Raw genomic sequence first — 25,678 nt, 5'->3', positions numbered from 1 at the left:
GCCCCCGTACCGCAACGTGCGGGAGATGTTGCGCGGGCGTCGCGCACGCCCAACGGCGGGGAAACAGCCGATTTCTACGGTCGGTCGGACGCTTGAGACCGAGAGGGACACCCATGGCTGCGCCGACGATCTCCACGACGACGACACACGCTCCGCCCGAGCGCCGGAACGGCCGATGGATCGACGATTGGCGACCCGAAGATCCGGATTTCTGGGCTGCCGGGGGTGCTGCCGTCGCCCGTCGCAACCTGATCTTCTCGATCCTTTCCGAGCACATCGGGTTCTCGATCTGGACCATGTGGTCCGTTCTGGTGCTGTTCCTCCCGGCCGACGCGTACGGCCTCACACCGGACGACAAGTTCCTGCTCACCGCGGTTCCGGCGTTCGTCGGCTCGTTCCTCCGGCTGCCGTACACGTTCGCGGTGGCGAAGTTCGGCGGCCGGAACTGGACCATCGTCTCCGCGTCGCTGCTGCTGATCCCGTCGATCCTGACCGCGGTGCTGCTCCAGCCCGGGGTCTCGTTCGCGACCCTGCTGATCCTGGCGGCGGTGGCGGGCGTCGGCGGCGGCAACTTCTCCAGCTCGATGGCCAACATCAACGCGTTCTACCCGAACCGGCTCAAGGGCATGGCGCTCGGCCTCAACGCGGCCGGAGGCAACCTCGGCGTCGCGTTGGTGCAGGTCGTGGGGCTGATCGTGCTGGCTGCGGCCGGTGGGGCGGCGGCGAACGTCGAACCGCGGCTCGTCCCGGGGGTCTACCTCCCGCTCATCCTGCTGGTCACGGTCCTGTCGGCCCGGAAGATGGACAACCTCACCCACGCGACGAACGACAAGCGCGCGATGCGTGACGTGGTCCGCAACCCCCACACCTGGATCATGTCCCTGCTGTACGTCGGCACCTTCGGCTCGTTCATCGGCTTCAGTTTCGCGTTCGGTCAGGTGCTGATCGCGGTGCAGGGAGTCACGCCGGTGGACGCGCTGAAAGTCATCTTCCTCGGCCCGCTGCTGGGGTCGGTCGCCCGTCCGGCCGGGGGCTGGCTGGCCGACCGGTTCGGCGGGGCCCGGATCACGCTGTGGACGTTCGTCGGCATGGGCCTGTTCGCCGCCCTGGTGCTGTTCGCGTCACAGCAGAAGTCGCTCGCGTTGTTCTACGTCGGCTTCATCGCGCTGTTCGTGCTGAGCGGGGTCGGCAACGGCTCGACCTACAAAATGATCCCGGCGATCTTCCGGGCGCGGTACGCGGACCCGAACGAAGCGCGGCGACTCTCCAGCGCCCTGGTCGGCGTCGCGGGCGCGATCGGCGCCTGCGGTGGCGCGCTCGTCCAGATCGTGTTCCGCCAGTCGTTCCTCACCTACCAGAACGCCGACGCGGCATATCTGGGGTTCATCGCGCTGTACGTGGTGTGCTTCGCGGTGACATGGTTCGTGTATCTGCGCCGGTCCCCGTCCCGGTTGGCTGGTGTCTAACGCTCCGATCTACGCCTGCCGGGCTGATGTTCGCCGCTTCCGCGTCTCGTGGTGGGTGGTCGGGGTCGGGTCGTCCCGCCCCGCCGTAGGCGGTTGCTCGCCCACCCTCGGGTTGCTGGGGGTATGCAGGGTGCCCGTCGGGGTGGCCGTGGCCACCCGGGGTGCCCACCCGGCGTGCCCACCCGGCGTGCCCACCCGGCGTGGCCGGGCTGGGGTGTCCACCTGGGGTGGCCGGCCGGGGGTGCCCACCCGGGTGGGCGGCCGGGGTGCCAGCCGGGGGTGCCGGCCGGGCCGGGGTGCCGGCCGAGGGTGCCCGCCGAGGGTGCCCGCCTGGGCTGCCCGCCGGGGCTGCCCGCCGGGGGGTGCCCGCCTGGGGTGCCCACCCGGGGTGGCCGGGCTGGGGTGGCCGCCCGGGGTGGCCGCGACGAAGCGGCCCCTTTCGGGCGGGCGGGAACACGCTGGATCGGGACCACTAGGGGCCGGCAGATGACGGGCGAACGCGGAGCGCCACCTGAACGCCGTCAGCCGGTGGCGCCGCCGCGAAGCGGTCCCGTTCCGGCGGGCTGGGGGGCGCCCATGTGGGACCGCTGCGGAGCGGTCCCGTTGCGGCGGGCTGGGGCAGGCCTTACCGGGACCGGTCGGGGCCGGTCAGTGGCGGGCTCGCGCGGAACGGCGAGTGAACGCCGGTGACTGGGTGCCCCGCGAAGCGGTCCCGTTCTGGCGGGCTGGAGCGCGCCACTACGGGGCCACTCAGGGTGGGCTCGGGCGGCGCGATGAGTGGGCTCCGGTGGCCCAGGGTTGCCGGGACCGGTCGGGGCTGGTCAGTGGCGGGCTCGCGCGGGGCGGTGAGTGTGCGGCGGTGGCCGGGGATTGCCGGGGATTGCCGGGGATTGCCGGGGATTGCCGGGGATTGCCGGGGATTGCCGGGGGTTGCCGGGGTTGCCTGGCGAAGCGGGCCCGTTTGAGCGGGCTCGCGCGCGACCTTGTGGGACCGCTCGGGCGGCGTCGCTCGGGCGGGGCGGGGCGGGGGGCGCGGGGCGGGGCGGGCTGGCGTGGCGCGAGGAGCGGGTAGCGGTGGCCGGTGGCGCGCGGTGATGCGGTCCCGTTGCGGCGGGCGAGGGCGCGCTCATTGGGGACCGCTCGAGGTGGTTGGGGCGGGTTGGCGCGGAGCTACGCCTGAACGCCGGTAACCGGTGGGTGCCCGACCGAGCGGGCCCGTTGCGGCGGGCCGGGGCGCCCCCTCCTGGGACCGCTCGGAGCGGGCCCGTTTCGGCGGGGTGGGAGATGCCCTAGTGGGACCGATCGGGGCGGTCGGGTGGGGCGGGTGTGAGCGGGGTGGGCGGTGGGGGCGGTGGTGAGTGGGGCCGGGTTGGTGGGGGCGCGGGAAGATGGGGTGAAGTGGGGCTGGGCGTTGAGAGGCTGAGGGCTCGACGAAGGAGCCCGCGATGATCATCCGTCCCGCGCTGCGCGAAGAGATTCCGGAATGTGCTGCGATCGTCGCGAGCGGATTACGCGACGACCCCGTCCTCGCCGTGGTGGTACCGAGACGGGGTGACCGGGACCGGCAGCTCACCGCGTTCTACACGGCAGGGTTCCTGCGGGGCGCCTTCCTCACGGGTGTGGTCGACACCGCCCGGGCAGAAGAGGGCGGCCCGATCCTGGGCGCCGCCGCATGGGTAGCGCCGGCGCCGCGGCCCCGCACCCTTGCACAACGCCTCGGGATAGCCGCCCCCGGGCCGCTCGGCACGATCGCGCAGCGCCTCGGGGTAGCTGCCCCCGGGCCGCTCGGCACGATCGCACAACGCCTCGGGATCGCCCCCGGCCCGCTCGGCACCCTGGCGCAACGCCTCGGGCATGCCGCGCCCGGACCGCTCGGCACCCTGGCGCAGCGCCTCGGGTTAGCGCCCGGACCGCTCGGCACCCTGGCGCAGCGCCTCGGGTTAGCGCCCCGACCGCTCGGCACGCTGGCGCAGCGCCTCGGGATAGCTGCCCCCGGGCGGCTCGGGGCGACCGTTCGGCAGTTGCCCTTGCTCGTGCAGGCGCACGGACCGATCGGTCTGGTGGCCGCCGCCGCACGGCGAGCGACCGCGCACCGCCCGCACCCCGACGAGCCGCACTGGTACCTGTCGGACATCGCCGTGGCGACCACCGCGCGCCGCCGGGGCATCGGCTCGGCGCTGCTCGACCACCGGCTCAGCCGGGTGCACGAGCCCGCCTACCTCGAGGCGACGACCCCGGCGAGCCAGCGCCTCTACCAGCGCTTCGGGTTCGAGGTGGTCGCAAAGATCGGCCTCACCCCGGAGGGCTACCCCGTCGCGATGGTCACTCGCTGAGTCGCCAGTCCTCGTACTCGAAGCCCGGGGCGACCACGCAGCTCACCAGCACCGGGTCGTTCCCGGCCGGGGCCGCGGCCTGCCACTGGCCGCCGGGTACCAGACCCTGGAGCTCGTGCCCGGGGCCAAGGGTCACCTCGCGCACGTCGTCGGCATCGGGGGCGGAACCGATCCGCAACGTGAGCGGGCCGCCGCTCTGCCACAGCCAGAGCTCGTCGGAGCGGACGACGTGCCAGCGGGACTGCTCTCCCGGCGCGAGCAGGAAGTAGATCGCGGTCGCCGCGGCGCGGGGGCCCGGGTAGCCGTCGGGCACGAACTCGACCGGCGACCGCCAGGTCTGCCGGTACCACCCGCCTTCCGGGTGCGGCTCGAGGTCCAACTGCTGCGCCAACACGGGTTTCTCCACCCGGCCACCCTAAAAGCCCACTACGCGGGAGCGGTCGGCCCCTCCTCCGCGACCGCGGGTGGCATCCTGGGCGCGGGTGCCCCCGGCGGCACGGCCCCAGCCGGCGGCACGGCCCCAGCCGGCGGCACGGCCCCAGCGGGCGGCATCGGCGCGGCCGACTCGGCCGGCACAGAACCCCCGGCCGGCGCAGGACTCCCGGCCGGCGCAGGACTCCCGGCGGGCGCAGGGGGCGGCACCACGCCGGTGGGGGGTGATTCCAAGGGGGCGCCGGACGGGGTCATCACCACTGGGGCGCCGCCCGCGGCGAGCAGACGCCGGCGGCGGAACGCCATCCCACCCGCCCCCACCGCCGCCAACACGATCGACGTGATCGCGACCCACAAACTCAGGATCGCCACGTCAGCGAGCACCAACAGGCCCCAGAAAGCGCCCGAGACGACCCAGTGAGGCCGCCGGTGGCGGTGGATCGACGGGAGCGGGTTCATGCGAACACCGTTCCCCGTCGAACCGCCGACGACACCTACCGACCGTCGTCCTCGCCGCGCTCGAGCTGCGCCAGGAACCGCTCGAGCTCGGCTCCGAGCTCCTCACCGCTCGGCACGTTCTCGTCCAACTCCCCGCCGAGCTCGGCCTGCTGGCGGTTCGACACGAACGAGTCGTACTGCTCCTCGAGCGCCTTGACCACGCCCACCGCCTGCGGATCGTCCGCGAGCTGGGAGTCGATCTCACGCAGGCGGGTGACGCCGGCCGCGTGCAGCGACCCGACCGGCAGCAGCAGCCCGGTCTCCTCGGCGACGCCGTCGAGCAGCGCGGCGGACGCCTGCGGGAACTCGACCGACGCCAGGTAGTGCGGCACGTGCGCGACGAACCCGATCGCGTCCTTGCCCTTCTCCCCCAGCCGCAGCTCCAGCAGCGCGGACGCGCTCCCGGGGATGCGCAGGTTCCCCCGCCAGACGTTGGTGCGCCGTACCAGCTCCGGCCGGGTGCCGTGCGCGGTCAGCGTGGTGGGACGGGTGTGCGGGACGGTCATCGGCACGCCGCCGAGCCCGACCACGAGACGGACGCCGAACCGGTCGGCGATCTGACCGATGGCGGTGGTGAACCGCTCCCACATCACGTCGGGCTCAGGGCCGTTGAGCAGCAGGAACGGCACTCCGGTGGAGTCTTTCAGCGCGTGCACGACCAGCTGTGGCGGCGTGTAGGACTCGAAGTGGTCCTCGACGAACACCATCGGGGGGCGGCGGGCACGGTAGTCGTGCAGCAGATCGATGTCGAAGCGCGCGACGATCTCGCCCTCGAGCGTCTCCACGAGGTGGTTGGCGGCGAGCTGTGCGGCAGAACCGGCATCGAGGAAACCGTCCAGGGCGTGCAGCATCACGAGCCGGCCATCGGACGGGGGTTCCCAGTCGCCGACGATCTCGTACAGCTCCGCGGGGTCCGGCATGACGGCGACCTCTCCAGACAGCGGAATCTTCGCCAGCCGGGGTGACTGGCGAAGGGTGGCTCACCCCAGTGACAAGTCGGGCGAGCGCTACAGCATTCCGCCTCTGATCCTAGTTCGCGAGCGGATCGTCGCCTCGACTGATCGCCTCCGCGAACGGAAGCGCGAAGTCTTCGTTCAGCTCGACTCCGCGAGCCTGCTCCTCGTCGAGCACGGTTTCCAACGCGGTCTCGACCGGAGCGCCGGCGGCCTGCTCGTACGCCGCCGCGATGCCTTCTTCGACGACCTCGGCCAGCTCGACGGCGTCCACCGCGTCGGACTGACCGACGTTGTCCGACACGACCTCGGGATTCTCGGACACAGACGACACCTGGGGCCTCCTAGGCAACTCGGGTATGCACCCGCAGGTACCCCGGAGGCCCGTAGGCGCAAACGGGTGCGGGGCCGCGTCCCACCACGGTGGTGGAACGCGGCCCGGAGACCGCCTCGGTCAGCCCTTCTCGCCGTCGCTGCCGATCAGGCGACTGAGCGCCTGGACCGCATCCTCACTGGAAGACGCCGCTTCCTGATTCGCGGCGCGCAGCTCGAGGAAGACCTCTTCTCGATGCACCGGCACACTGCGGGGGGCCCGGATGCCGAGCCGGACCACGTCCCCCCGGACTTCGAGCACGGTGATGACAACGTCATCACCGACCATCACGCTCTCACCGGGTCGACGGGTCAGCACGAGCACGGGCAGTATCCCCCCTCGAGGACGAGTACCCGCAGCGTAGCCGAGCGACGAGCTAGGCGAGGGGAGCGCGCACCGGCAGGTTGGTCCCGGTCAGCACGCACTGCGCCGCCTTCATCGTCATCGGGTCGACGACGATCGGCGCCATGAGATTCGCCGTCGAGTCCCGCGGAGTGTCACCGGCCGTGACGATCAACAGGACGAGCAGCTGGTCCGGGTCCTTGGACCCGAGTGCGGCCAGCGTCTCGTCGTCGATCTCCGGTGCGTATTCCGGGAAGAACTGGTGCGGCGCAATCGTGATGAAGCGCAGCTCGGGATCGTCCACGGACCGCAGTGAGTTCAGCAGGCCGACCTCGTCGAGTCGGACCAGCACGAAGCTCTTCTGCCCCGGGAATCCGGGCATGGGCGTGACGAACTCGATCGTCGGCAGCTGCTCACCCGAAGCCGCTGCCTTCGCCTCCGCGTTCTGCGCAGACGTCTCGAGGGACATGTCGGTTGCCATGTCAGAGGACGACTTCGCGGACTTGGTTCTTGGTGACATGTACTCCTCCTGGGTTGTTCGACTGCCGGGCTGACCGGTCGGTTTCTCGGTTCGGCATGGCGCCGTCTTTAGTCCGCACTAGCGGAGGAAATCCATCAGGGACGGTTGGATGACTTTCGCGGTAGCGCCCAGCGCGGCTTGATACGCGGTCTGCTGCAAGGTCATGTCCGTGATGGTCTTGGGCAGGTCGATGTCTTCGACCTCGGTGAGCTGCGTCTGCAGTTCCAGGTGTCGGTCGTTGGCGGTCTGCTGCATCGAGTCGACGCGATTCGACCGGGCACCGACGCTGGCCTGCGCGGTCCGGATCGTGATCAGCGCTTTGTCGAGGCGGTCCAGATCGTCCGACAGCTTGGAGGGGTCGTTCTTCATGTGGTCGGAGATGTCGGAGAGCACCTTGAAGATCTGGTCGTCGCCGGTGCCGAAGACCTCTTCGCCGCCGGCGTCCACCCGCAGCTTCGTGCCCTCGGCGATCGTCCGGGTGACCGCGCCGGAGTCGCCCAGGTAGGTGCCGTCCTTGTCGTACGCCGAGGACCCTTCGGTGGTGCCCCCGAAGATCGGCCGGTCGATGTACTTCGTGTTGGCCAGGCCGATCATTGCGTCCCGGACCTGGTCGATCTCGGACGCGATGCCCGCCCGCGCGGTGTCCGAGCCGCCGGCGCCCGCCGACATGCCCTGCAGCATCAGGTCGCGCACGCGCAGGCCGTTGTCGTGCGTGGCGCCCAGCGTCGAGTCGATCGTGTTGAGCCAGTTCTTGCCGTCCGAGGCGTTGCGCGCGTACTGCTCCTGGGTGCGCATGTCGCTGCGCAGCAGCATCGCGGTCATCGTCCCGGTCGGCGAGTCCGACGGCTTCGAGATCAGCTTGCCGCTGGTCAGCTGTTCCTCGGTCTTGCTCAGCCGACCCTGGTTCGCCTGCAGCCCGCGCATAGCGTTCATGCTGAGCGAGCGTTCGGTGACGCGGATGACCACGGCGCTGTCCCCTACCGACCCGTGCTGTTGATCAGGGTGTTGAGCGTCTGGTCGATCGTGCTCATCAGCTTCGCGGCAGCCTCGTAGGCCCGCTGGTACTGAAGAAGGTTGGACATCTCCTCATCGAGGCTCACCCCGGACGTGGACTGGTGGTTGCTGTCGAGGTCGGCGGTGATCGTGGACTGGGTCTCGGCCTTGAGCGTCGCGCTCTTCGCGGTGACGCCGAGGTCCGCCACGAGCTGGCGGTAGCTGACGTCCGGCCCGGTACCGGACGTGGCGACGTCGCCCAGGGCGTCGGCGTTGCTGCCGTCGAGCCGGCCGTTCGCCGAGCCGGAGGCCGCGACCTTGCCCGGGTCGGAAATCGCCATCCTGATCGATTTGGCGTCGGTGCCGGTGTAGAACGGCTCGCCGGCGTCGCCGTTCCGGTCGAAGCCGCCGGTGTGAATCGTGTTCACCGTGCTGGCCAGCTTGGCGGCGACGTCGTCCAGCGACTTCGCGTATTTCGGCAGGACGTTGTTGAGCGAATCCATCGACGATCCGAGTTCGCCGGACGTCACGATCGCGGGCTGACCGTTGTCGGTGAACGACAGCGCCGGCGGGTTGGTGCCCTGGTCGGCGAGCGTCTCGGACCCGTTGAGGGACAGGGAACGGGCTGCGGTGCCGCTGACCAGCGTCGATCCGAACAGCGAGACGTCGACCGCGCCGCTCTCACGCACGGTCGCCGTGGCGCCGGCCAGGTCGGCCAGCTTGAGCACCAGTCCGTCGCGGCGGTCCGCGAGCTCGTTGGCCGGCAGCCCGCCGACCTTCGCCTGCATGATGCCCTTGTTGAGGCTGGCGATCTCGGCTGCCGTGGTGTTGATGTCCTTGACGTGCGCCGTCGCACCCGAATAGGCCGACTCGTAGATCGTGGAGAGCTGCGTGTGCGCCTGATTGAGACCGGTCGCGACTGCGCCGCCCTGCTGCATGACCTTCGTGCGCACCGCGTTGTCGCCGGGCGAGTTGGACAGGTCCTGCCAGTCCGACCAGAACGTCGACATACGTTCTTGCAACCCGGTGTCGCTGGGTTCTTTGAAGACGGCCTGGACGCTGTCGTAGATCTGGCTCTGACCGGCGTGGTAGGCGTTGTTGCCGTGCTCGGTCCGGACGCGGGCTTCGAGGAGCTCGTCGCGGATGCGTGAGACGTCCCCGACGTTCACGCCGGTACCGACCGGGTCCTGCTTGGCCCAGATCGTCGGAACGTTCGACACACCCTCGACCGAGGTCATCTCGGTCCGCTGCCGGCTGTACCCCGCGGTGTTGACGTTCGCGATGTTCTGACCGGAGACGTCGAGACCCTGACGCTGTGCCCGCAGGGAGCTCAGCGCCGTCGAGATACCGGAGAAGGTGCTGGACATGGCTACATCGCCTCGTCCACGAGCCGAGGTCGCACGCCGGTCGTGACGGTGCCGCCACGGGGGCCGTATGTCTCGACCGCGCCGCCGACCGTCAGCAGGGTCTCGCGGACCGCGCGGTGGCCGGAGGTCAGCAGGTCACGGTTGGCGTCGGCCAGTGCGGTGATCTCCGCGGTGAGCGTGAGAAATGCTTTGCGGTGCTCGGCGAACAGCTTCCCCCAGGGGTCCGGGGCGGCTTCGGAGAGCGCGGTCAGGCTCGGGTTCGGCGGCAGGCCCAGCAGTGCGGCGACGACCTCGACCTCGGCGGCCCGGAGCACCTCGACCTGACGGATCTGCTCCAGCACCAGCTCGACCTCGCGGGTAGCGTGGGCGAGCCAGCGGGTCCGGGCGGACGCCAGGACCAGCTGCTCCTCTTCCAGCTTGAAGAGCAGCAGTTCGAGCATCTCCCGTCCGCGCCAGAGGATGTTCGACAGATCCGCAAAAGCCACGGGTCGACCCTTCTCTGCTCCGGCGGAGCACCTGTTCGGCACCCCTTGCTGCCCTGACCGTCGGCAGCGCCTCGAACGGCCTGAGAGGTTTCGCCGCAACCGGCGGACATCTGTCTTGCAACTTTTGTTGCAAATGTTGGGATTAGTGTTTTTGATGGTTGGAGGGGTTACACCCTGCAACTGGGGCGCAACGCAGTGACACATGTGGCCACGCGAAGCGTCCGGTGGGTCCCGGTCTCCCGGGGACCGTCGACGAACGTGAAAGGGCCGTTCCTGTGAGCCTCACTGCTGCAACCGTGGGCACCGTCAGTTCCGGTGCCAACGCCGACCGGCACACCGAGGACCTGGTGCGTGAGCATTTGCCGCTGGTCGGCCACCTCGTCCGCGAAATGCTCGGCCGCGTCCCCGCCCACGTCAACCGCGACGACCTCACCTCTGCCGGTCTGGCCGCGCTCGCTGCCGCCGCGCGGTCCTACGATCCGTCGCGCGGTACGCCGTTCGGCTCGTTCGCGACCGTCCGCATCCGCGGTGCGTTGCTCGACGAGCTGCGTGGTCTGGACTGGGCGAGCCGCTCGGTGCGCCACCGCGCCCGCAAGATCGAGACCGCCACGGCGGAGCTCACGGCCCAGCTGGGCCGCACACCGACCGACACGGAACTGGCGGAAACGCTCGGCGTCGCGGTGGCTGAGCTTCATTCCGCTGCCGACGACGTCCAGCGCGCCGTCGTGTTGTCGCTGCAGGGATTCGCCGCCGGCACCGCCGAGGACCTGGTACCCGACCGCACCCAGGGCCCCGAGGAGCTCCTGCTGCACCGGGAGAAGATCGGCTACCTGCACCAGGCGATCTCCGCGCTGCCCGAGCGGCTGCGCACGGTGGTGGAGTCCTACTTCCTCGACGAACGGCCGATGGCGGTGATCGCGTCCGAGCTGGGCGTCACCGAATCGCGGGTCTCGCAGCTGCGCGCCGAGGCGCTGACGCTGCTGCGCGACGGCATCAACTCCCAGCTCGACCCGGACCAGGTCGCCGGCGCCGACCGTCCCGAGGGCTGCGTCGCCCGCCGCCGCGCCGCGTACTACGCCGACGTGGCCGCCCGCGGCGACCTGCGCACGCGTTTGTCGCACACCACACCGCTGGGGACTCCCACCCGCGTAGCCGGGTGACAAGACTGGGAGCATGACTTCGTACCCTCCTGACGGGCACGTACATACTCAGTTCTCGTGGGACGCCCCGTTCGGGGACATGGAGCGCACCTGTGCGCGCGCCGTGGAACTCGGGCTTCCCTCGATCGCGTTCACCGAGCACGCGGACTTCGGCCTCACGACGCTGACCGACCCGCACCGCGAGCTGCCCGACTGGCTCGCGCAGCACACCGACGACGCCGGTGTGGTCACTCCCCCGACCCTGGACGTCGAGGGCTACCTCGCCGAGGTCGCCCGTTGCCGCGACCTCTTCCCCGGCCTACGAATCCTCACCGGCGTCGAACTCAGCGAACCGCATTGGCACGAGCAGCGCACGAAGGAACTCGTCGACCGCGCGGGCTTCGACCGCGTCCTCGGTTCCGTGCACACGATCCGCCACGACGAAGATCTCGACGCCGGGGACGCCTACAACGTGCTCGCCGCCGAGGCCGTCGTCCGCCAGTACCTCGCCGAGGTGGCGAAACTGGCCACCGGCTCGGACATGTTCCACGTGCTCGCGCACATCGACTTCCCGGTCCGGTACTGGCCGGAGTCCGCGGGGCCGTGCGACCCCCGCGCGTTCGAGGACGAGTACCGCTACGCCCTGCGCGCGCTCGCCGGCACCGGCCGCGCGCTCGAGGTCAACACCCGCAACCCGCTCGACCCGGTGATCGTCCGGTGGTGGCGGGAGGAGGGTGGCCGCTCACTGAGCTTCGGCAGCGACGCCCATCGCCCCGAAGTGCTCGCCGACGGGCTCCTGGAGGCCGCGGCGATGGTCGCGGCCCACGGCTTCAGCCCCGGCGCCCACCCGTACGACTTCTACGTGCTCAAGACACTGCATTGAGCGTGAGGCGCACGGTGGTGCCGACGTCCGGCGTGCTGTCGATCGCCACCATGCCACCGTGCGCCTCGATGATCGCCCGCACGACGGTCAGGCCGAGGCCGGCGCCCTGCACGGCGTCCGCCTCGGCCGACGCCGAACGGTAGAACGGGTCGAACAGGCGAGGCATGTCCTCGGCCGCGATGCCGGTTCCGGTGTCGCTCACCAGCACGGCCGGGACCGACGGTTCCACCCGGACCCGGATCTCCCCCGCGGACGTGAACCGGATCGCGTTGAGCAGCAGGTGACGCAGCGCCTGCTCCAAGGGGCGGCGCGCGGCTGCGACCCGGACGGTGCCCGGGGCGTCCCAGAGCAACCGCACCGACGAGTGCGCGGTGAGCGGACGGCTCTGCTCGACGACGGAGGTGACCAGCTCGGTCAGGTCCACGTCCGCCAGCCGCAGCGAGATGCCGCCGCTGCTGAACTCCGCGGCGGTGAGCATGTCGTCGACGAGCCGCAGCAGCCGCTCGGAGTTGCGCTGCATGACCCCGAGGAACTGGCGCGCGGTGGCGGGGTCCAGCGGCTCGGTGTCGTCGAGCAGGATCTCCAGGTACCCCCGGATCGACGAGAGCGGCGTCCGCAGCTCGTGGCCCACGGTGGTGAGGATGCGCTCCTCGAGCGCCTCGAGGTCGCGGGCCCGGCCGGCGGCTCCGGACGCCTCACGCGCGTACCGGCGCAGCTCCACCTCGGCGGTCGCGTGCCGGGCGAGCGCGCGCAGTGCCCGCTGCTGCGACTCGGTCAGCCGGCGGGGGCGGTGGTCGAGCACGCACACCGCGCCCAGGGACGTCTCGTCGCCGGAGCGGAGCGGAGCCCCGGCGTAGAACCGGACGTACGGTTCCCCGGCGACCAGCGGGTTGTCGCTGAACCGCGGATCGGCGAGCGCGTCCGGCACCTCCAGCAGGTCCGGCTCGTCGAGCGCCCGGCTGCAGAACGAGGAGTTCAGCTCGGTGTGCGTCTGGTCGCAGCCGACCCGCGCCTTGAACCACAGACGTTCACCGTCGATGAGCGTGACGAGCCCGATCGGCGCGCCGCAGATCTCCGCGGCGAGCTGCGCGATCGAGTCGAAGTCCGGCTCCGCCCGGAGATCCATGTCGCTCATAGTGTCAGTTAGTCACCGAATACGCTGAAACACGCATGAAAACACCTTCCCGGGAAAGTTTTTCGCGAAACGCTCAGACGTGCGGTGATACGGGCGATGTCGTCAGTGATCGGTCCACGGACGGTCCGACCAGAAGCACTATTCGTCCAGGAGGAGCACCAGAATGTCGCTTCGCATCAACACCAACGTCTCGGCCGCCAACGCCTACCGGAACCTGTCGGTCAACGACAAGTCGGTGTCGGGCTCGATGGAGAAGTTGTCCTCCGGTCTGCGGATCAACCGCGCCGCGGACGACGCGGCCGGCCTCTCGGTCAGTGAGGGTCTGAAGTCGCAGATCGGTGGCCTCACGGTCGCGGCCCGCAACGCGCAGGACGGCGTCAACGTCGCCCAGACCGCGGACGGCGCGCTCAGCGAGACCTCGTCGATCCTGCAGCGCATGCGTGACCTGTCGGTGCAGGCCGCGAACTCCGGTTCGCAGGACTCCGACGCCAAGAAGGCGGCAAACACCGAGTTCCAGGCGCTGAACACGGAACTCGACCGCATCGTGTCGAGCACGAAGTTCGGTAGCCAGTCGCTGCTCGACGGCAACTACAACGGTGCGTTCCAGGTCGACTCCGCCTCGAAGGCCTCCAACACCGGTGCGCAGATCAACGTCGACCTGAGCACCTCGAAGCTGACGGCCGGCGGCAACATCACCGGCCTGGATTCGCAGGGTCTGGGCACCAAGTCGCTCGACCTGACCACCGACGCCGACGGCGCGATCGACGCCCTCGACAAGGCGATCAAGGGCGTCTCCAGCGCGCGGTCCGAGATCGGTGCCGTGCAGAACCGGTTCGAGCACACGATCAACAACGTCAACGTCGCGATCGAAAACCTGAGCGCGTCGAAGTCGAGCATCACCGACACCGACATGGCGTCGGAGATGGTGAAGTTCTCGAAGAACCAGATCCTGCAGCAGGCCGGTACGTCGATGCTGGCGCAGGCCAACCAGAGCGGCCAGGGCGTTCTCAAGCTCCTCGGCTGATCTGTCTGACCCATCCGGACAGGGGCGGTGCGCATCCGCGCACCGCCCCTGCTCCGTTCAAGCGCTGATCGGCAAGGGAAAGGAATCCCAATGGTCACCAGCCTCGGCGGCCTCTCCAGCGGCATGGACACGACGTCACTGATCAACGCGCTGATCCAGGCCGAGTCCGCGCCCCAGACGAACCTCAAGACCAAGGTCTCCGACTACACCACGAACAACACGGCCTACCAGACCGTCAACGGGAAGATGAAGGCCGTCCAGGACGCGGCGAAGGAGCTCACGAAATTCGACGCGTTCAAGGGCGCCAAGGCCACGTCCTCCTCCACCGACGTGGTCGCGACCGCGTCGACCGGCGCGCAGACCGGCGACATGACGTTCTCGGTCACGAAGCTGGCCGCCGCCCACCGGGTCACCGCGGCGTTCGCGGCCAACGACACGGTCGCGACCGACAGCGGCACGTTCAGCCTGAAGATCGGCACCGAGGACCCCACGACCCTCACGGTCGAGGAGAACACGCCCCAGGGTGTCGCCGACGCGATCAACAAGGCCGGTCTGGCGGTCCGCGCCTCGGTCGTGACCACCGACTCCGGGCCGGTGCTGCAGCTGGCCTCCACGAAGACCGGTGGCGAGAACAAGTTCGAGCTCGGCGGACTGACGTCCGAAGCGAAGGTCATGAGCGAAGGCAGCAACGCCGAGCTCACGGTCGGCGACCCGACCAAGGGCGGCTTCAAGGTCTCCAGCAGCAGCAACACGTTCACCGGCGTGATGCCCGGCGTGACGATCACCGCGAGCAAGCTCGCCACCGACGTGACGATCGGCGTCAACAAGGACACCGATGCGGTCGCGGCCAAAATGCAGGCACTGGTCGACGCCGCCAACGGCGCGCTCGCGCAGATCAGCTCGTCGTCGGCCGCCGGCGCCGCGACGTCGCCCGGCTCCAAGTCGTCGGGCGGACCGCTGGCCGGCGACTACACGGTCCGCCAGCTCTCCAGCCAGATCCTCAGCACGGTCAGCCAGGGCATGTCCGACTTCGGCAGCTTCAAGCAGATGGGTATCCAGCTCACCCAGGGCGGCAAGCTGGAGTTCACGAAGGACGACTTCCTCAAGGCCTACAACGAGAATCCCGAGAAGATCCAGAAGGCCGTGACGGACGGGCTGGCCGGCGGACTGCAGAAGGTCGCCGACACCGCCACCGACAAGATCAGCGGCACGCTCACCCAGAAGATCAGCAGCGGGACGACGATGATCTCCCGGCTGAACAAGGAGATTCTCGACTGGGACACCAAGCTGGCCGATCGGCGAACCGCGCTGCAGCGCCAGTTCTCCGCGATGGAGAGCGCTCTGGCCAAGGTGTCCAGCCAGTCCAGCTGGCTCAGTAGCCAGACGGCGGCCAGCAACGCCAGCAACTCCTAGAAGTGAGGCTGTGATGACGTACCCGCCACCCGGCGCCGCGCGCGCCCGGTACATGGCAGACAGCATCAGCACCGCGTCGCCGGCCCGGCTGCTGATCATGCTCTACGACCGGCTCGTCCAGGACGTCTCCCAGGGCGAGCAGGCGATCCGCGAGGGCAACCGGCTGATCGCCGGCGAACGTCTGATGCACGCTCAGGACATCGTCAGCGAGCTGCTGGCCACGCTCGACCTGACCGCGTGGGAGGGCGCCGAGAACGTCGCGGCGCTCTACCGGTGGATGCTGTCGGAACTGGTCCAGGCCAACATCAAGCAGGACGCAGGCAAGGCCGCGTCGACGCTCGAACTGGCCACCGAGCTGCGTGACGCGTGGCGCGAGGCCGCGATGGCCGTCGGATCGGCCTGACGGTGACCGACTGGCGGTCGGCGTGGGTTGCCGCGCTCGACCACCTCGAGGCGGACGTCACGGAGGTCGAGGAGCGACTGCGGACCGATCAGTTCCTGCGGGACACCCCGACGGCGGATGCGTGGGCGCCGCCGGACGGGATCGGCCCGCTGCCGCTCGACCTCCGGCCGCGGGTCGACCGCATCCTGGCCCGGCAGATCGCCGCCGCCGAGGGGCTGGCACGGCTGATGGCCACCAACCGTCAGCAGGCCGCGCTGACGAACAAGATCGAGCTGTTCGACAGCGGCTCCGCCCGCCCGGCCTACCTGGATCAAGCAATGTGAATGCTCCTGAACTGCTCAGAAACTGCTCTTGAGAGCCGTAGGGGGATACGTGTTCGATTCCGTCACTTCCACCGTGCTGAAGACCGCCATGGACGGCCTGGCGATGCGCCAGCGCGTGACGGCCGACAACGTCGCCAACGTGGACACTCCACAGTTCCTGGCCGGCCGCGTCCAGTTCGAGGACGCCCTGCGGCAGGCCGTCGATGCTGGTCAGGGTTTCAACGGCGAGATGCGGGCCGCGATCAGCCGTGCGGCGCTCGCCGACCAGGCCACGCAGCCGTCGATGGCCCGGTCGCTCGAGCCGACGCGCATCAACGGCAACAACGTCAACCTCGACCACGAGGTCATCTCGAACGTCGACACCCAGCTGCGGTACCAGCTGATGATCCGCGCGATGGACGACCAGTACGGCGGGATCCGCACCGTCGCCGCCACCGGCGCCTAGCACGAGGAGCGGACAATGACCCTCTTTCCTGCCTTGGGTATCGCCAGCACCGGCGTCACCCTGCACCGCAAGTGGCTGGACGCGGTCTCCGACAACCTGGCCAACATCAACGACGTCCGCCCGACCAGCGGCGAGGCCTACCGCGCCAAGCAGGTGATCGCGCAGGCGGTCGACTACGGCGACGGCAACAGCGGCGTCCAGGTCGGCGGCATCGTCGAGGGACCGGCCGAAGGCCGCCTCGTCTACGCGCCGGACCACGCGCTGGCCGACGTCGAGGGGTACGTCCGGCTACCGGACATCGACCTGGCCGACCAGATGGGTCAGCTGCTCATGGCGCAACGCGGTTACCAGTCGAACCTGGCCGTGATCGACCGGGCGAAGGACTCCTACACGCAGGCCATCCAACTCGGGAAGGGCTGATAAGTGACTTCACCCATCGAAGGGATCGGCTCCTTCGGCGCCTACAACCCGATCGCCCCCGTCATGACGTCGGGGCTGAGTACGTCGGGAGTGGGCACGTCGGGAGTAGGCGTCACCGGCGCCGGACAGTCCCTCACCGCTGCGAGCAACAGCACCGAGACGTCGGAGAGCGGGGAGAACTTCGCTTCTCTGCTCGCCGACAGCCTGCAGAACCTGCAGGCCGTGCAGACGCGCAAGGACGAGCTGGCCGTGAAGGCGGCCACCGGCAGCCTCACGGACGTGCACGACTACACGATCGCGGCGACCGAGGCCTCGCTGGCCACGCAGCTGACCGTCGCGGTACGGGACAAGGCAGTCGCCGCGTTCCAAGAGATCATGCGGATGCAGTGAACTAGCCGATGGTCGACCGTCTCAAGCGCGCGCTCCGCCGCGGAGTCGAGGGCTTCAAGTCCTTCTCCGTGGGGCAGAAGGCCGTGCTCGTCGTGGCGGTCCTGGCCCTCGTCGTCGGCGGCTACTTCTTCGCCACGTGGGCGTCGAAACCGACGATGGCCTCGCTGTTCAGCAACCTCGCGCCCACCGACGCGTCGGCGATCGTGGAGAAGCTCGGCGCCGCGAACGTGCAGTACGAGCTCGCCGACGGCGGCGCCACGATCATGGTGCCGCGCGACCAGGTCTACGACCTGCGGCTGCAGATGGCCGGTCAGGGACTGCCGGCCGGCGAGGACACCGGCTACTCGCTGCTGGACAAGCAGGGCGTGACGACGTCGGAGTTCATGCAGCACGTCAGCTATCAGCGTGCGCTCGAGGGTGAGCTGGCCACGACGATCCAGTCGATCGACGGCGTCGAGGCGGCCACCGTCCACCTGGCGCTGCCGCAGAAGGACGTCTTCGCCGACGACCAGCAGAAACCGACCGCCTCGGTGCTGGTCAAGACCGCCGCCGGCAAGGACCTCACCGACAGCCAGGTGCAGGCGATCATCAACCTGGTGTCCTCCAGCGTCGAGGGCATGACGTCCTCGGACGTCACGCTGGCCGGCGCCGACGGCTCGGTGCTCGCCAAGGGCGGGCAGACCACGACCGCGGCGGGCGGCGACTCCAGCAGCAAACAGACGGTCGCGTTCGAGGGCAAGATGCAGGAGTCGATCCGCTCGATGCTCGAGCAGGTCGTCGGCAAGGGCAAGGCGGCGGTCACGGTCACCGCCGACCTCGACTACGACGACACCGAGACCAAGACGCAGACCTACAACTCGGACGCGAACACGCAGCCGCTGGCCGAGTCGCAGAAGACCGAGACGTTCTCGGGCAACGGCAACGCCGTGGGCGGTGTCCTGGGCCCCGACAACATCCAGGTCCCGAGCGGGTCCAACGGCTCGAACAACTACGAGAACAGCACGACGACGAAGAACAACGCGGTCAACTCGGTGACCGAGACCCGCAACTCCGCGCCGGGCGCCATCCGCCGGATGGGCATCGCGGTGCTGCTGGACTCCAATGTCCCAGCCTCGGCGAACACCGCCAAGATCCAGACACTCGTGCAGTCCGCGGCCGCGCTGGACACCACCCGCGGCGACAGTCTCGCGGTCACCGCGCTGCCGTTCGACGAGTCGGCGGCGAAGGCCGCGGCCAAGGAACTCGCCGAGTCCCAGTCGGCGGCGAAGCAGGCCCAGATGATGTCGACGATCAAGAGCGGCGCCGCGATCGGTCTGATCGCGCTGCTGATGCTGATCGCCGCGTTCGTCAGCCGCAAGAACCGCAAGAAGCAGCAGCGCACGACGCTGACGCCGTCCGAGCGCCTGCAACTCGAGGAGATGCAGGCCGCGCTCGAACGCGAACGGATGCGCGAGCTCGAGGCGGCGAACGCACCGCAGGCGATCGAAGCCGGGCCGGTCCGCCTCGGGCCCGACAAGGAGACCCGCCAGCGCGAGATCGCCGAGATGGTCGAGAAGCAGCCCGAGGAGGTGGCGGCGCTGCTGCGCAGCTGGCTCGGTGACCGGCGGGAGGTGTCGCGGTAATGACCGTTTCCACCGGCACCGACCTGTCCGGGCTGCGCAAGACCGCGATCCTCCTCGTCCAGATGGGCAAGGAAGCATCCTCGAAGATCCTCGCGCAGATGCGCGAGAACGAGATCGAGGAGCTGACCGCCGAGATCGCGCGGCTCGGTCAGATCGAGACCGAGGTCGCCGACGACGTCCTGTTCGAGTTCCACGACCTGGCCACCGCGAACAAGTACGCCGGCCAGGGTGGGCTGGACTACGCGCGCGACCTCCTGGAGGCCTCGGTCGGCGCGGAGCGGGCCGCGGACCTCATCGGGCGGCTCTCCAAGAGCATCGCCGACGTCCCGTTCAACTTCCTGCAGCGGGCCGAGGCCCGCCAGCTGCTTTCGTTCCTCCAGGACGAGCACCCGCAGACGATCGCGCTGGTGCTGGCCCACATGACCGCCACCCAGGCGTCCGGCATCCTGTCCGGGCTCTCCCCCGCGCTGCAGGCCGACGTCGCGAACCGGATCGCGGTGATGGACCGGACCTCGCCGGACACGATCCGGCAGGTCGAAGAGACGCTCGAGCGCAAGCTGTCCTCGGTGCTGCAACCCACCGAGATGTCGGTGGTCGGCGGTCTGCAACCGCTGGTCGAGATCATCAACCGCGCCGACCGCGGCACCGAGAAGATGATCCTGGAGGGCCTCGAGACGCTCAACCCGGAGCTGGCCGAAGAGGTCCGCAGCAAGATGTTCATGTTCGAGGACATCATCGGCCTCGAGGACCGGTCGATCCAGCTCGTGCTCCGGCAGGTGGAGTCGGCCGACCTGGCCACCGCGCTCAAGGGCGTCAACGACGCCGTGCGCGACAAGATCATGCGCAACCTCTCCGGCCGCGCGGCCGAGAACCTGGCGGACGAGGTCGAGATGCTCGGCCCGGTCCGCCTCCGCCAGGTCGAAGAGGCGCAGGCGAAGGTCGTCCAGAACATCCGGGCGCTGGAAGCCTCCGGTCAGATCACGATCCGACGGGGAGACGACGATGAGTTCGTCGCCTGACCCGACGTCGGCCGGAGTGCTGCGCGGAGCCGCGGCCGACGTCGCCGTGAGCGCGTCGTTCCACACGGACCTCGGCCGGGTCGGCGGGAGGGTGCCGCGGGTGCCCGCCGTGGACGCCGAGCTGGCCGCCGTGAAGGAGGCCGCGAAGGCCGCCGGGTTCGCGGCCGGGTGGGCCGAAGGCAAACGCGCCGCGAAGGTCGAGTCGGAGGCCGCGCAGCGGGCCGCCGACGAGGAGACGCGGCGGTTCCAGCAGGCGCGTGCCGCTGGTCTGCAGCGGGCACTGCAGACGATCGCGGCCGCGGCGAACGCGCTGGAGCAGCGCGCCGCGCCGAGCGCGATGGAGATCGAGAACGAGCTGGTCAGTGCCGCGTTCGTACTCGCGGAGGCGGTGCTGGGCCGGGAGTTGGCGCTGGCCGACTCCCCCGGTCGCGACGCCGTGGCGCGTGCGCTGGAGCTGGTGCCGGTCGGCCGGCCGGTGCTGGTGCGGGTCAACCCGGCCGACCATGCGACGCTGACCGCCGAGGCCGACCACGAGGGACCGCTGGTCATCGACGGCCGCACCGTGACGCTGGAACCGGACGCGGCACTGGCCAGCGGCGATGCGATCGCCGAGAGCGACGCCACGGTCGTCGACGCGCGCCTGTCCGCCGCGCTGCTACGCGTCGGCGAAGCGTTGGGCATGGTCGACGCCGAGGACCAACCGTGGTGAGCAAGCCGTGGTTAGCCGGCTGTTGCAGCACCGGCTGGCTCCCGCGATCCGGGCGGCACGGCCGGAGGTGACCGGGCGGGTCGACTCGGTGCTGGGTCTGTCGGTGTCGGTCGTCGGCGTTCCCGGCCGGGTCGGTGACCTGGTCCGGATCGGCGGCGTCGGTGGCATGGCCGGAATCCGGGGCGGTGCAGCCGCGGGCCCCACGATCGCCGCCGAGGTCGTGGCGCTCGACGGCGCGCGCCTGGCCTGCCTGCCGCTGGGCCCGCTGGGCGGCGTCGGCGCCGGGGACCGAGCGGTCAACACCGGCGCACCGCTGCAGATCCAGGTCGGCGAGTCGCTGCGCGGCCGCGTGCTGGACGGCCTCGGACGGCCGATGGACAACGGGCCGCCGCTCGCCAACACCGAGTGGGTCTCGGTCGAGGGCGAGCCGCCGACCGCGATGGAACGCGGGCTGATCCGCTACCCGCTGCCGCTCGGCGTGCGGGCGCTCGACACGCTCGTGCCGTGCGGCCGGGGCCAGCGCATCGGCATCTTCGCCGGGTCCGGCGTCGGTAAGTCGAGCCTGATGAGCATGATCACCCGCGGCACCGAAGCCGAGATCACGGTCGTCGCGCTGATCGGCGAACGCGGCCGTGAGGTTCGCGAGTTCCTCGAGCACGACCTGGGGCCGGAGGGCATGGCCCGGGCCGTCGTGGTCGTCGCGACCTCCGACACCCCGCCGCTGGTGCGCCTGCGTGCCGGGTTCGTCGCGACCCGGATCGCCGAGTGGTACCGCGACCGCGGCAAGGACGTCCTGCTGATGATGGACAGCCTGACCCGTACCGCGATGGCCCAGCGCGAGGTCGGGCTCTCGGCCGGCGAGCCACCCGCCACCCGCGGCTACCCGCCGTCGGTGTTCGCGCTGCTCCCCCGCCTGCTCGAACGCGCGGGTCCCGGCGCGGCCGGAACTATCACCGGTCTGTACACCGTGCTCGTCGAGGGTGACGACCAGAACGAGCCGATCGCCGACACCGCCCGGTCGATCCTCGACGGCCACGTCGTGCTCGACCGCAAGCTCGCCACCTCGGGCCACTTCCCGGCGATCGACGTACTGGAGTCGGTCTCGCGTGTCTCCGGCGCGATCACGACCCGCGAGCAGAAAGCGATGGCCAGCGAGCTCCGGCGGCTGATGGCCGCGTACCGCGACGTTCGCGAGCTGCTGGAGATCGGCGCCTACGTCCAGGGCACGAACCCCGACGCCGACCGCGCCAAGGAGCTCTGGCCGGCGATCACCGCGTTCCTGCGGCAGAGCCTGGGCGACCCGTACCCGGCCGGTGCCGCCTGGGACGCCATGGCCCAGCTGCTCAGCTCCGGATGAAGGACGCGCCATGACGGTTAAGGACAGAGCCTGGGCACTCTGCCGCCACCCGGCCGGTGCCGCCTGGGACGCCATGGCCCAGCTGCTCAGCTCCGGCTGATGGCGAAGAAGCGGTTCCGGCTCGCCACCGTGCTGCGGGCCCGGCAGGCGAAGGAGGACGCGGTCCGCGGCGAGCTGCTCGCCGCGCGGGCCGCGCTACGGGAGGCGGAGCTAATGGCCGAACGCACCGGCGAGACGTTGCGCGGGCGGCACCTGCCTTCCTCGGCGGTCGTCAGGTCGTACATGGCCGCGATCTCGGCCCGGCAGGCGCTGGCCGGTGAGCTGTTCGCCGCCCAGCGGGTCGTCGCCGACGCGGAGCAGGCCGTCGCCGAGAAGCTGCGCGAGTACACCGACGCGTCGCAGGCCCGGCGGGCGGTGGAGAAGCTCGAGGAGCGGTACAAGGCTGAGCGGGCCGCGGCCGAGCTGGCAGAGGACCAGATGCTCGTCGACGAGTTGGCCACAACCCGAAGGTCGCGGACCAAACCGCCGATGGACAACACGGAGAACTCTGCCGAGGGCGACGAAGCCCCCTGAGGCAGGGAATCGAGGGGGCAGCGTGACCGGTTTTGCGGAGGTCTCGTCGCGGATGCTGGCGATCCAGAGCCAGATCGCGCAGACGGCGACCCGGTTCGGCGCCGGGTTGGGACCGACCGGGTTCGCCGGTGCGCTCGAGTCCGCGCGTGCCGCGGAATCGACGGGTGGTACCGGTGGGAGCACCACGGTCGACCGAGTGGAGAGCGCACTCAGCCCCAGCGGCCCGACCGGCGCGGACGTCGTCACCGCCGCCCGTAAGTACCTCGGGGTGCCGTACGTGTTCGGCGGCACCGACCCGGCCAAGGGCCTGGACTGTTCCGGCCTGGTGCAGCGGGTGTTCAAGGACATCGGCATCGAGGTGCCCCGGCTGGTGCGCCACCAGCGGCTGGAAGGCTCAGCGGTGCCGTCGCTCAGCCAGGCCAAGCCCGGTGACCTGCTGATCTTCGACGGGTACGAGCACATCGGCATCTACGTCGGCAAGGGCAAGATGCTGCACGCGCCGGAGCCCGGGGAGCGGGTCAAGGTCGGGCCGGTCTACGAGACGCCGACGTCGATCCGCCGCGTGCTGCCGGCCGAGGAGCTACGCACTTCGGCACGTGACGCCGCCGAGAATCTGCTGCGCACCGCCGCGCTCGGTGGCCCGGGCGCGCTGGGCGGCGCGGCAGCGGTAGGAGGCGCGGGCGCGCTGGGCGGTTCGGCGGCGCTGGGCGGCTCAGCGGCCGGTGGCGGACGGCTCTCCGGTGTCCCGTTCGCCGATCTGTTCACCACCGCCGGAGCCCGCCGCGGGATCTCCCCCGCGCTGCTGGCGGCGGTCGCGAAGATCGAGTCGAACTACGATCCCGACGCCGTGAGCCGCGCCGGCGCCCGCGGGCTGATGCAGATCATGCCCGCCACCGCCCGGGAACTGGGCGTCGATCCGTTCGACGCCAGACAGGCGGTGGACGGTGCCGCTCGCCTGCTCAAGCAGCACCTGAACGAGTTCGGGTCGCTGCCGTTGGCCCTCGCCGCCTACAACGCGGGTGGGGGCGCGGTCCGCCGCTACGACGGCATCCCGCCGTACGCGGAGACGCGGGCCTACGTCGTGAAGGTGCAGAACGCCCTGCGTGCGCTCGGAAAGGACGCCTCATGAGCATCTCTCCCCTTCCCGCGTCGCACAACACGATGGCGCTGATGATGGCGACGCACACCGCGCCGGCGCGCGGGGCCGCCGAGGCGAACACGGACGGCGCCGGCCGGCAGGGCCAGGACGACGACGAGCAGTTCGTCTCCGCGCTGTCGGCCGCCTCGAGCAGCAAGGGCGCCGAGGACACGACGATCTCCGAGGACGACTCGTCGGAGGGGCCCAGGACGAAGCAGAAGCCCGCGAAGGCGCCGGAGGAGGACAGCGGCCGGCGCGCGATCCTGGCTCAGGCGTGGCACACGACGATGACCGGCATGCCGCCGTCGGACTCCGCGGGGGCGCTCGCGCTGCCCGCGGCGCTGCTCGCGCACGGACAGCTCGCGCTCGGCGGTGCGTCCGGCGGTGACATCGATGCCGACGCTCCGCCGGTGGCCGTGGTCGGGATCGGTGTCGTCACCGAGGGCGAAGGTGGCATCGTGACCGGGCCGGTGCTGAACCCGGCGACGTTGGGGCTCAACGCGAGAGGGCTCGCGGAGCTCCCCGCGCCTGGGGCGGCCGACGCGGGTGGGGGTGCGCCGAGCACCCGGGCGTTCGGGCTGCCGGATCTGACCGTGGTGCCCGCGGCGGAGGCGCGACCGGCGGTCGAGGCTGCGATCACCGCCAACGCGAACAGCGCTGCGGCGGCGGCGGCGCTCGCCGAGGTGGACCTGGCGGCCTTCGCCGAGGCCCTGCTCGGCGCCGGCGCCCCCGGAACCGACGCGACGGGCGCGGGCGCTTCGGGCACCGGCGGGCCCGGCTTCGGCTTGCCCGGTGCCGGTGGGCCCGGCGGTGGTGTGCCGGGCGCAGGAGCAGGCGGGCTCGGCGGTGGTGTGCCGGGCGCAGGTGGCACGGGCGCCGCGGGCGGTGCCGGCGGGATAGGGGCTGCCGGTGCCGGTGGGCCCGGCGGTGCCGGCGGTCTCGGCGCGGGCGGTGCCGGCGACGCTGGCGGCGTCGGTGGTGTCGGCTCGGCCGGCGGGCCGGGGTTCGAGCTCGGGGCGGCGGGCCTGCCACCCGTGACGAAATCCGGGCGCCAACTCTCGGCCGCCGAGCTGGCGGCCACCCAGGCCACCGCCGCACAGAACGCAGCCGCCCAGGTGGCGGCCGTCCAGGCCACCGCCGCACAACTCGGCCAGTTCCTGGCCGCCGACGACGCCACCACGCTCACGGCGGCCCCCGTCCCCGGCCCCGGCGGCCCGATCCCCGCACCGGTGAACCTGGCCGGCTACGTCCCGGGGGCAGCGCTCGATACCGGAACGACCGGCGACACCGGCACGGACCGCGACGCCGAACGCGGCAGCGGCGACGGCTTCACCGACGCACTGGCCGCGGCGAACACCCCCGCGACGCCCGACGCGACCGGCTTCACGCCGCTGCACACCCCGGACCTGACCCAGGCCCAGCAGATCGACCTGACCGGCGCGAACGCCCCGGACCAGGCTCCCCCGCCGCCTCCGGCCACACAGGTCGCCGACCAGATCATTCCGCTGCGCACGCAGGGCGACGGCGTCCACCGCATCGCGATGGAGCTGCGCCCGAACGACCTCGGCACGATCAGCGTCGTCGCGGAGATCCGTAACGGCCAGGTGCACCTGCACTTCGGCGGAGCGAACGAGATGACCCGGGAGACGCTGCGCGCGGCGCTGCCCGAGCTGCGTCAGCAGCTCGAGGACGCCGGGTTCTCCGGGGCGGCGTTCGACTTCAGCGACGCTCCCGCCGGGCAGCAGAACCGGCAGCAGTTCGCGACCACCGGCCAGGGGCCCGGGGGGCAGACCGGCCGGGGTGGACAGACCGGTGACACGGGCGGTGCCGAGAACGGCCGCCCGGCCCCGCAGCGGGCCCCCGGGTATCCCGAGCCGACACCGACCGACACCGGCCGCCACGGCCTCGACCTGCAGGTGTAGC

At 70.7% G+C, this 25,678-nt stretch carries 28 protein-coding genes; 18 read left to right on the top strand and 10 right to left on the bottom strand.

The window, feature by feature from the left end:
• Positions 1-113 precede the first annotated feature (113 nt).
• Positions 114-1,466 carry an MFS transporter gene (locus ACGFY5_RS28340; RefSeq protein ID WP_392724455.1) on the top strand — a complete coding sequence of 451 codons (1,353 nt, stop codon included), beginning with the start codon at positions 114-116 and terminating at the stop codon, positions 1,464-1,466.
• 1,445 nt (positions 1,467-2,911) lie between these two features.
• On the top strand, positions 2,912-3,799 hold the full coding sequence (locus ACGFY5_RS28335; protein ID WP_392724453.1) for a GNAT family N-acetyltransferase: 888 nt from the start codon (positions 2,912-2,914) through the stop codon (positions 3,797-3,799).
• Here ACGFY5_RS28335 and ACGFY5_RS28330 read toward each other — a convergent pair.
• The 9 genes from ACGFY5_RS28330 to flgN form a co-directional block, all read right to left on the bottom strand.
• Positions 3,789-4,205: a cupin domain-containing protein gene (locus tag ACGFY5_RS28330; protein WP_392724451.1), complete on the bottom strand. Its 417-nt coding sequence runs from the start codon at positions 4,203-4,205 to the stop codon at positions 3,789-3,791. The two genes, ACGFY5_RS28335 and ACGFY5_RS28330, sit on opposite strands and share 11 nt — an antisense overlap.
• Before the next feature lie 20 nt (positions 4,206-4,225).
• On the bottom strand, positions 4,226-4,690 hold the full coding sequence (locus ACGFY5_RS28325; RefSeq protein ID WP_392724449.1) for a hypothetical protein: 465 nt from the start codon (positions 4,688-4,690) through the stop codon (positions 4,226-4,228).
• A 35-nt stretch (positions 4,691-4,725) separates the two neighbouring features.
• Positions 4,726-5,649, bottom strand: a complete 924-nt coding sequence (locus ACGFY5_RS28320; protein WP_392724448.1) for a proteasome assembly chaperone family protein — start codon at positions 5,647-5,649, stop codon at positions 4,726-4,728.
• A gap of 109 nt (positions 5,650-5,758) precedes the next feature.
• Positions 5,759-6,007 (bottom strand): hypothetical protein, encoded by a 249-nt coding sequence (locus tag ACGFY5_RS28315; RefSeq protein WP_392724447.1) that lies wholly within the window; start codon positions 6,005-6,007, stop codon positions 5,759-5,761.
• A gap of 129 nt (positions 6,008-6,136) precedes the next feature.
• Positions 6,137-6,379: a carbon storage regulator CsrA gene (gene csrA / locus ACGFY5_RS28310; RefSeq protein ID WP_035850138.1), complete on the bottom strand. Its 243-nt coding sequence runs from the start codon at positions 6,377-6,379 to the stop codon at positions 6,137-6,139.
• A gap of 52 nt (positions 6,380-6,431) precedes the next feature.
• Positions 6,432-6,866, bottom strand: a complete 435-nt coding sequence (fliW, locus tag ACGFY5_RS28305) for a flagellar assembly protein FliW (protein ID WP_392724445.1) — start codon at positions 6,864-6,866, stop codon at positions 6,432-6,434.
• A gap of 129 nt (positions 6,867-6,995) precedes the next feature.
• Positions 6,996-7,883, bottom strand: coding sequence for a flagellar hook-associated protein FlgL (gene flgL / locus ACGFY5_RS28300; protein WP_392724443.1), 888 nt, complete (start codon positions 7,881-7,883; stop codon positions 6,996-6,998).
• Between the two features lie 11 nt (positions 7,884-7,894).
• Positions 7,895-9,277, bottom strand: a complete 1,383-nt coding sequence (gene flgK, locus ACGFY5_RS28295; RefSeq protein ID WP_392724441.1) for a flagellar hook-associated protein FlgK — start codon at positions 9,275-9,277, stop codon at positions 7,895-7,897.
• 2 nt (positions 9,278-9,279) lie between these two features.
• Positions 9,280-9,762 (bottom strand): flagellar export chaperone FlgN, encoded by a 483-nt coding sequence (gene flgN / locus ACGFY5_RS28290; RefSeq protein ID WP_392724439.1) that lies wholly within the window; start codon positions 9,760-9,762, stop codon positions 9,280-9,282.
• A 296-nt stretch (positions 9,763-10,058) separates the two neighbouring features.
• Here flgN and ACGFY5_RS28285 point away from each other — a divergent pair, with 296 nt between their 5' ends.
• Both ACGFY5_RS28285 and ACGFY5_RS28280 read left to right on the top strand, forming a co-directional pair.
• Positions 10,059-10,922, top strand: coding sequence for a sigma-70 family RNA polymerase sigma factor (locus tag ACGFY5_RS28285; protein WP_392724437.1), 864 nt, complete (start codon positions 10,059-10,061; stop codon positions 10,920-10,922).
• A 13-nt stretch (positions 10,923-10,935) separates the two neighbouring features.
• On the top strand, positions 10,936-11,784 hold the full coding sequence (locus tag ACGFY5_RS28280) for a PHP domain-containing protein (RefSeq protein ID WP_392724435.1): 849 nt from the start codon (positions 10,936-10,938) through the stop codon (positions 11,782-11,784).
• Here the strand turns inward: ACGFY5_RS28280 and ACGFY5_RS28275 are convergent.
• Positions 11,768-12,910, bottom strand: a complete 1,143-nt coding sequence (locus ACGFY5_RS28275) for a sensor histidine kinase (protein WP_392724433.1) — start codon at positions 12,908-12,910, stop codon at positions 11,768-11,770. The two genes, ACGFY5_RS28280 and ACGFY5_RS28275, sit on opposite strands and share 17 nt — an antisense overlap.
• Positions 12,911-13,082: 172 nt before the next feature.
• On the opposite strand from ACGFY5_RS28275, the gene ACGFY5_RS28270 reads away from it, so the two are divergent.
• The 14 genes from ACGFY5_RS28270 (at position 13,083) to ACGFY5_RS28205 (ending at position 25,677) form a co-directional block, all read left to right on the top strand.
• Entirely contained in the window at positions 13,083-13,943 is an 861-nt protein-coding gene (locus ACGFY5_RS28270; RefSeq protein WP_392724431.1) for a flagellin, read from the top strand.
• Positions 13,944-14,033: 90 nt separating this feature from the next.
• Positions 14,034-15,356 (top strand): flagellar filament capping protein FliD, encoded by a 1,323-nt coding sequence (gene fliD / locus ACGFY5_RS28265; RefSeq protein ID WP_392724430.1) that lies wholly within the window; start codon positions 14,034-14,036, stop codon positions 15,354-15,356.
• Positions 15,357-15,369: 13 nt separating this feature from the next.
• The gene (gene fliS, locus ACGFY5_RS28260; RefSeq protein WP_392724428.1) at positions 15,370-15,759 is read left to right on the top strand and encodes a flagellar export chaperone FliS; all 390 of its coding nucleotides are present in this window, start codon (positions 15,370-15,372) and stop codon (positions 15,757-15,759) included.
• A 2-nt stretch (positions 15,760-15,761) separates the two neighbouring features.
• Positions 15,762-16,082 carry a hypothetical protein gene (locus tag ACGFY5_RS28255; protein WP_392724427.1) on the top strand — a complete coding sequence of 107 codons (321 nt, stop codon included), beginning with the start codon at positions 15,762-15,764 and terminating at the stop codon, positions 16,080-16,082.
• Positions 16,083-16,131: 49 nt separating this feature from the next.
• Positions 16,132-16,527 carry a flagellar basal body rod protein FlgB gene (flgB, locus tag ACGFY5_RS28250; protein ID WP_392724425.1) on the top strand — a complete coding sequence of 132 codons (396 nt, stop codon included), beginning with the start codon at positions 16,132-16,134 and terminating at the stop codon, positions 16,525-16,527.
• 15 nt (positions 16,528-16,542) lie between these two features.
• Positions 16,543-16,947, top strand: coding sequence for a flagellar basal body rod protein FlgC (locus ACGFY5_RS28245; protein ID WP_392724423.1), 405 nt, complete (start codon positions 16,543-16,545; stop codon positions 16,945-16,947).
• A gap of 3 nt (positions 16,948-16,950) precedes the next feature.
• Positions 16,951-17,337, top strand: a complete 387-nt coding sequence (fliE, locus tag ACGFY5_RS28240; RefSeq protein WP_392724422.1) for a flagellar hook-basal body complex protein FliE — start codon at positions 16,951-16,953, stop codon at positions 17,335-17,337.
• Positions 17,338-17,345: 8 nt separating this feature from the next.
• Positions 17,346-18,959 carry a flagellar basal-body MS-ring/collar protein FliF gene (fliF, locus tag ACGFY5_RS28235; protein ID WP_392724420.1) on the top strand — a complete coding sequence of 538 codons (1,614 nt, stop codon included), beginning with the start codon at positions 17,346-17,348 and terminating at the stop codon, positions 18,957-18,959.
• Positions 18,959-19,978, top strand: a complete 1,020-nt coding sequence (gene fliG / locus ACGFY5_RS28230) for a flagellar motor switch protein FliG (RefSeq protein ID WP_392724418.1) — start codon at positions 18,959-18,961, stop codon at positions 19,976-19,978. Before fliF ends, fliG begins: the two co-directional genes overlap by 1 nt.
• Positions 19,962-20,687: a FliH/SctL family protein gene (locus tag ACGFY5_RS28225; protein ID WP_392724417.1), complete on the top strand. Its 726-nt coding sequence runs from the start codon at positions 19,962-19,964 to the stop codon at positions 20,685-20,687. Before fliG ends, ACGFY5_RS28225 begins: the two co-directional genes overlap by 17 nt.
• Positions 20,688-20,694: 7 nt before the next feature.
• On the top strand, positions 20,695-22,044 hold the full coding sequence (locus ACGFY5_RS28220) for a FliI/YscN family ATPase (RefSeq protein ID WP_392724415.1): 1,350 nt from the start codon (positions 20,695-20,697) through the stop codon (positions 22,042-22,044).
• A gap of 99 nt (positions 22,045-22,143) precedes the next feature.
• On the top strand, positions 22,144-22,617 hold the full coding sequence (locus ACGFY5_RS28215; RefSeq protein WP_392724413.1) for a flagellar FliJ family protein: 474 nt from the start codon (positions 22,144-22,146) through the stop codon (positions 22,615-22,617).
• Between the two features lie 22 nt (positions 22,618-22,639).
• Positions 22,640-23,746, top strand: coding sequence for a transglycosylase SLT domain-containing protein (locus ACGFY5_RS28210; RefSeq protein WP_392724412.1), 1,107 nt, complete (start codon positions 22,640-22,642; stop codon positions 23,744-23,746).
• Entirely contained in the window at positions 23,743-25,677 is a 1,935-nt protein-coding gene (locus ACGFY5_RS28205) for a flagellar hook-length control protein FliK (RefSeq protein WP_392724411.1), read from the top strand. Before ACGFY5_RS28210 ends, ACGFY5_RS28205 begins: the two co-directional genes overlap by 4 nt.
• Position 25,678: the final 1 nt, after the last annotated feature.

This window comes from Cryptosporangium sp. NPDC048952 (assembly GCF_043197895.1).
Classification (GTDB): Bacteria; Actinomycetota; Actinomycetes; order Mycobacteriales; family Cryptosporangiaceae; genus Cryptosporangium.
The sequence above is the reverse complement of the archived record's forward strand: the minus strand, read 5'-3'. Positions and strand labels throughout refer to the sequence as shown.

Excerpts from the sequence above, each read along its gene's own strand:
- fliW (WP_392724445.1), bottom strand. The coding sequence starts at position 6,866 with ATGTCCCTCGAGACGTCTGCGCAGAACGCGGAGGCGAAGGCAGCGGCT.
- ACGFY5_RS28325 (WP_392724449.1), bottom strand. The coding sequence starts at position 4,690 with ATGAACCCGCTCCCGTCGATCCACCGCCACCGGCGGCCTCACTGGGTC.
- ACGFY5_RS28205 (WP_392724411.1), top strand. The coding sequence starts at position 23,743 with ATGAGCATCTCTCCCCTTCCCGCGTCGCACAACACGATGGCGCTGATG.
- fliD (WP_392724430.1), top strand. The coding sequence starts at position 14,034 with ATGGTCACCAGCCTCGGCGGCCTCTCCAGCGGCATGGACACGACGTCA.
- ACGFY5_RS28215 (WP_392724413.1), top strand. The coding sequence starts at position 22,144 with ATGGCGAAGAAGCGGTTCCGGCTCGCCACCGTGCTGCGGGCCCGGCAG.
- ACGFY5_RS28335 (WP_392724453.1), top strand. The coding sequence starts at position 2,912 with ATGATCATCCGTCCCGCGCTGCGCGAAGAGATTCCGGAATGTGCTGCG.
- ACGFY5_RS28280 (WP_392724435.1), top strand. The coding sequence starts at position 10,936 with ATGACTTCGTACCCTCCTGACGGGCACGTACATACTCAGTTCTCGTGG.
- fliS (WP_392724428.1), top strand. The coding sequence starts at position 15,370 with ATGACGTACCCGCCACCCGGCGCCGCGCGCGCCCGGTACATGGCAGAC.
- fliF (WP_392724420.1), top strand. The coding sequence starts at position 17,346 with ATGGTCGACCGTCTCAAGCGCGCGCTCCGCCGCGGAGTCGAGGGCTTC.
- ACGFY5_RS28245 (WP_392724423.1), top strand. The coding sequence starts at position 16,543 with ATGACCCTCTTTCCTGCCTTGGGTATCGCCAGCACCGGCGTCACCCTG.
- ACGFY5_RS28275 (WP_392724433.1), bottom strand. The coding sequence starts at position 12,910 with ATGGATCTCCGGGCGGAGCCGGACTTCGACTCGATCGCGCAGCTCGCC.
- fliG (WP_392724418.1), top strand. The coding sequence starts at position 18,959 with ATGACCGTTTCCACCGGCACCGACCTGTCCGGGCTGCGCAAGACCGCG.
- ACGFY5_RS28225 (WP_392724417.1), top strand. The coding sequence starts at position 19,962 with ATGAGTTCGTCGCCTGACCCGACGTCGGCCGGAGTGCTGCGCGGAGCC.
- flgK (WP_392724441.1), bottom strand. The coding sequence starts at position 9,277 with ATGTCCAGCACCTTCTCCGGTATCTCGACGGCGCTGAGCTCCCTGCGG.
- ACGFY5_RS28320 (WP_392724448.1), bottom strand. The coding sequence starts at position 5,649 with ATGCCGGACCCCGCGGAGCTGTACGAGATCGTCGGCGACTGGGAACCC.
- ACGFY5_RS28270 (WP_392724431.1), top strand. The coding sequence starts at position 13,083 with ATGTCGCTTCGCATCAACACCAACGTCTCGGCCGCCAACGCCTACCGG.
- ACGFY5_RS28340 (WP_392724455.1), top strand. The coding sequence starts at position 114 with ATGGCTGCGCCGACGATCTCCACGACGACGACACACGCTCCGCCCGAG.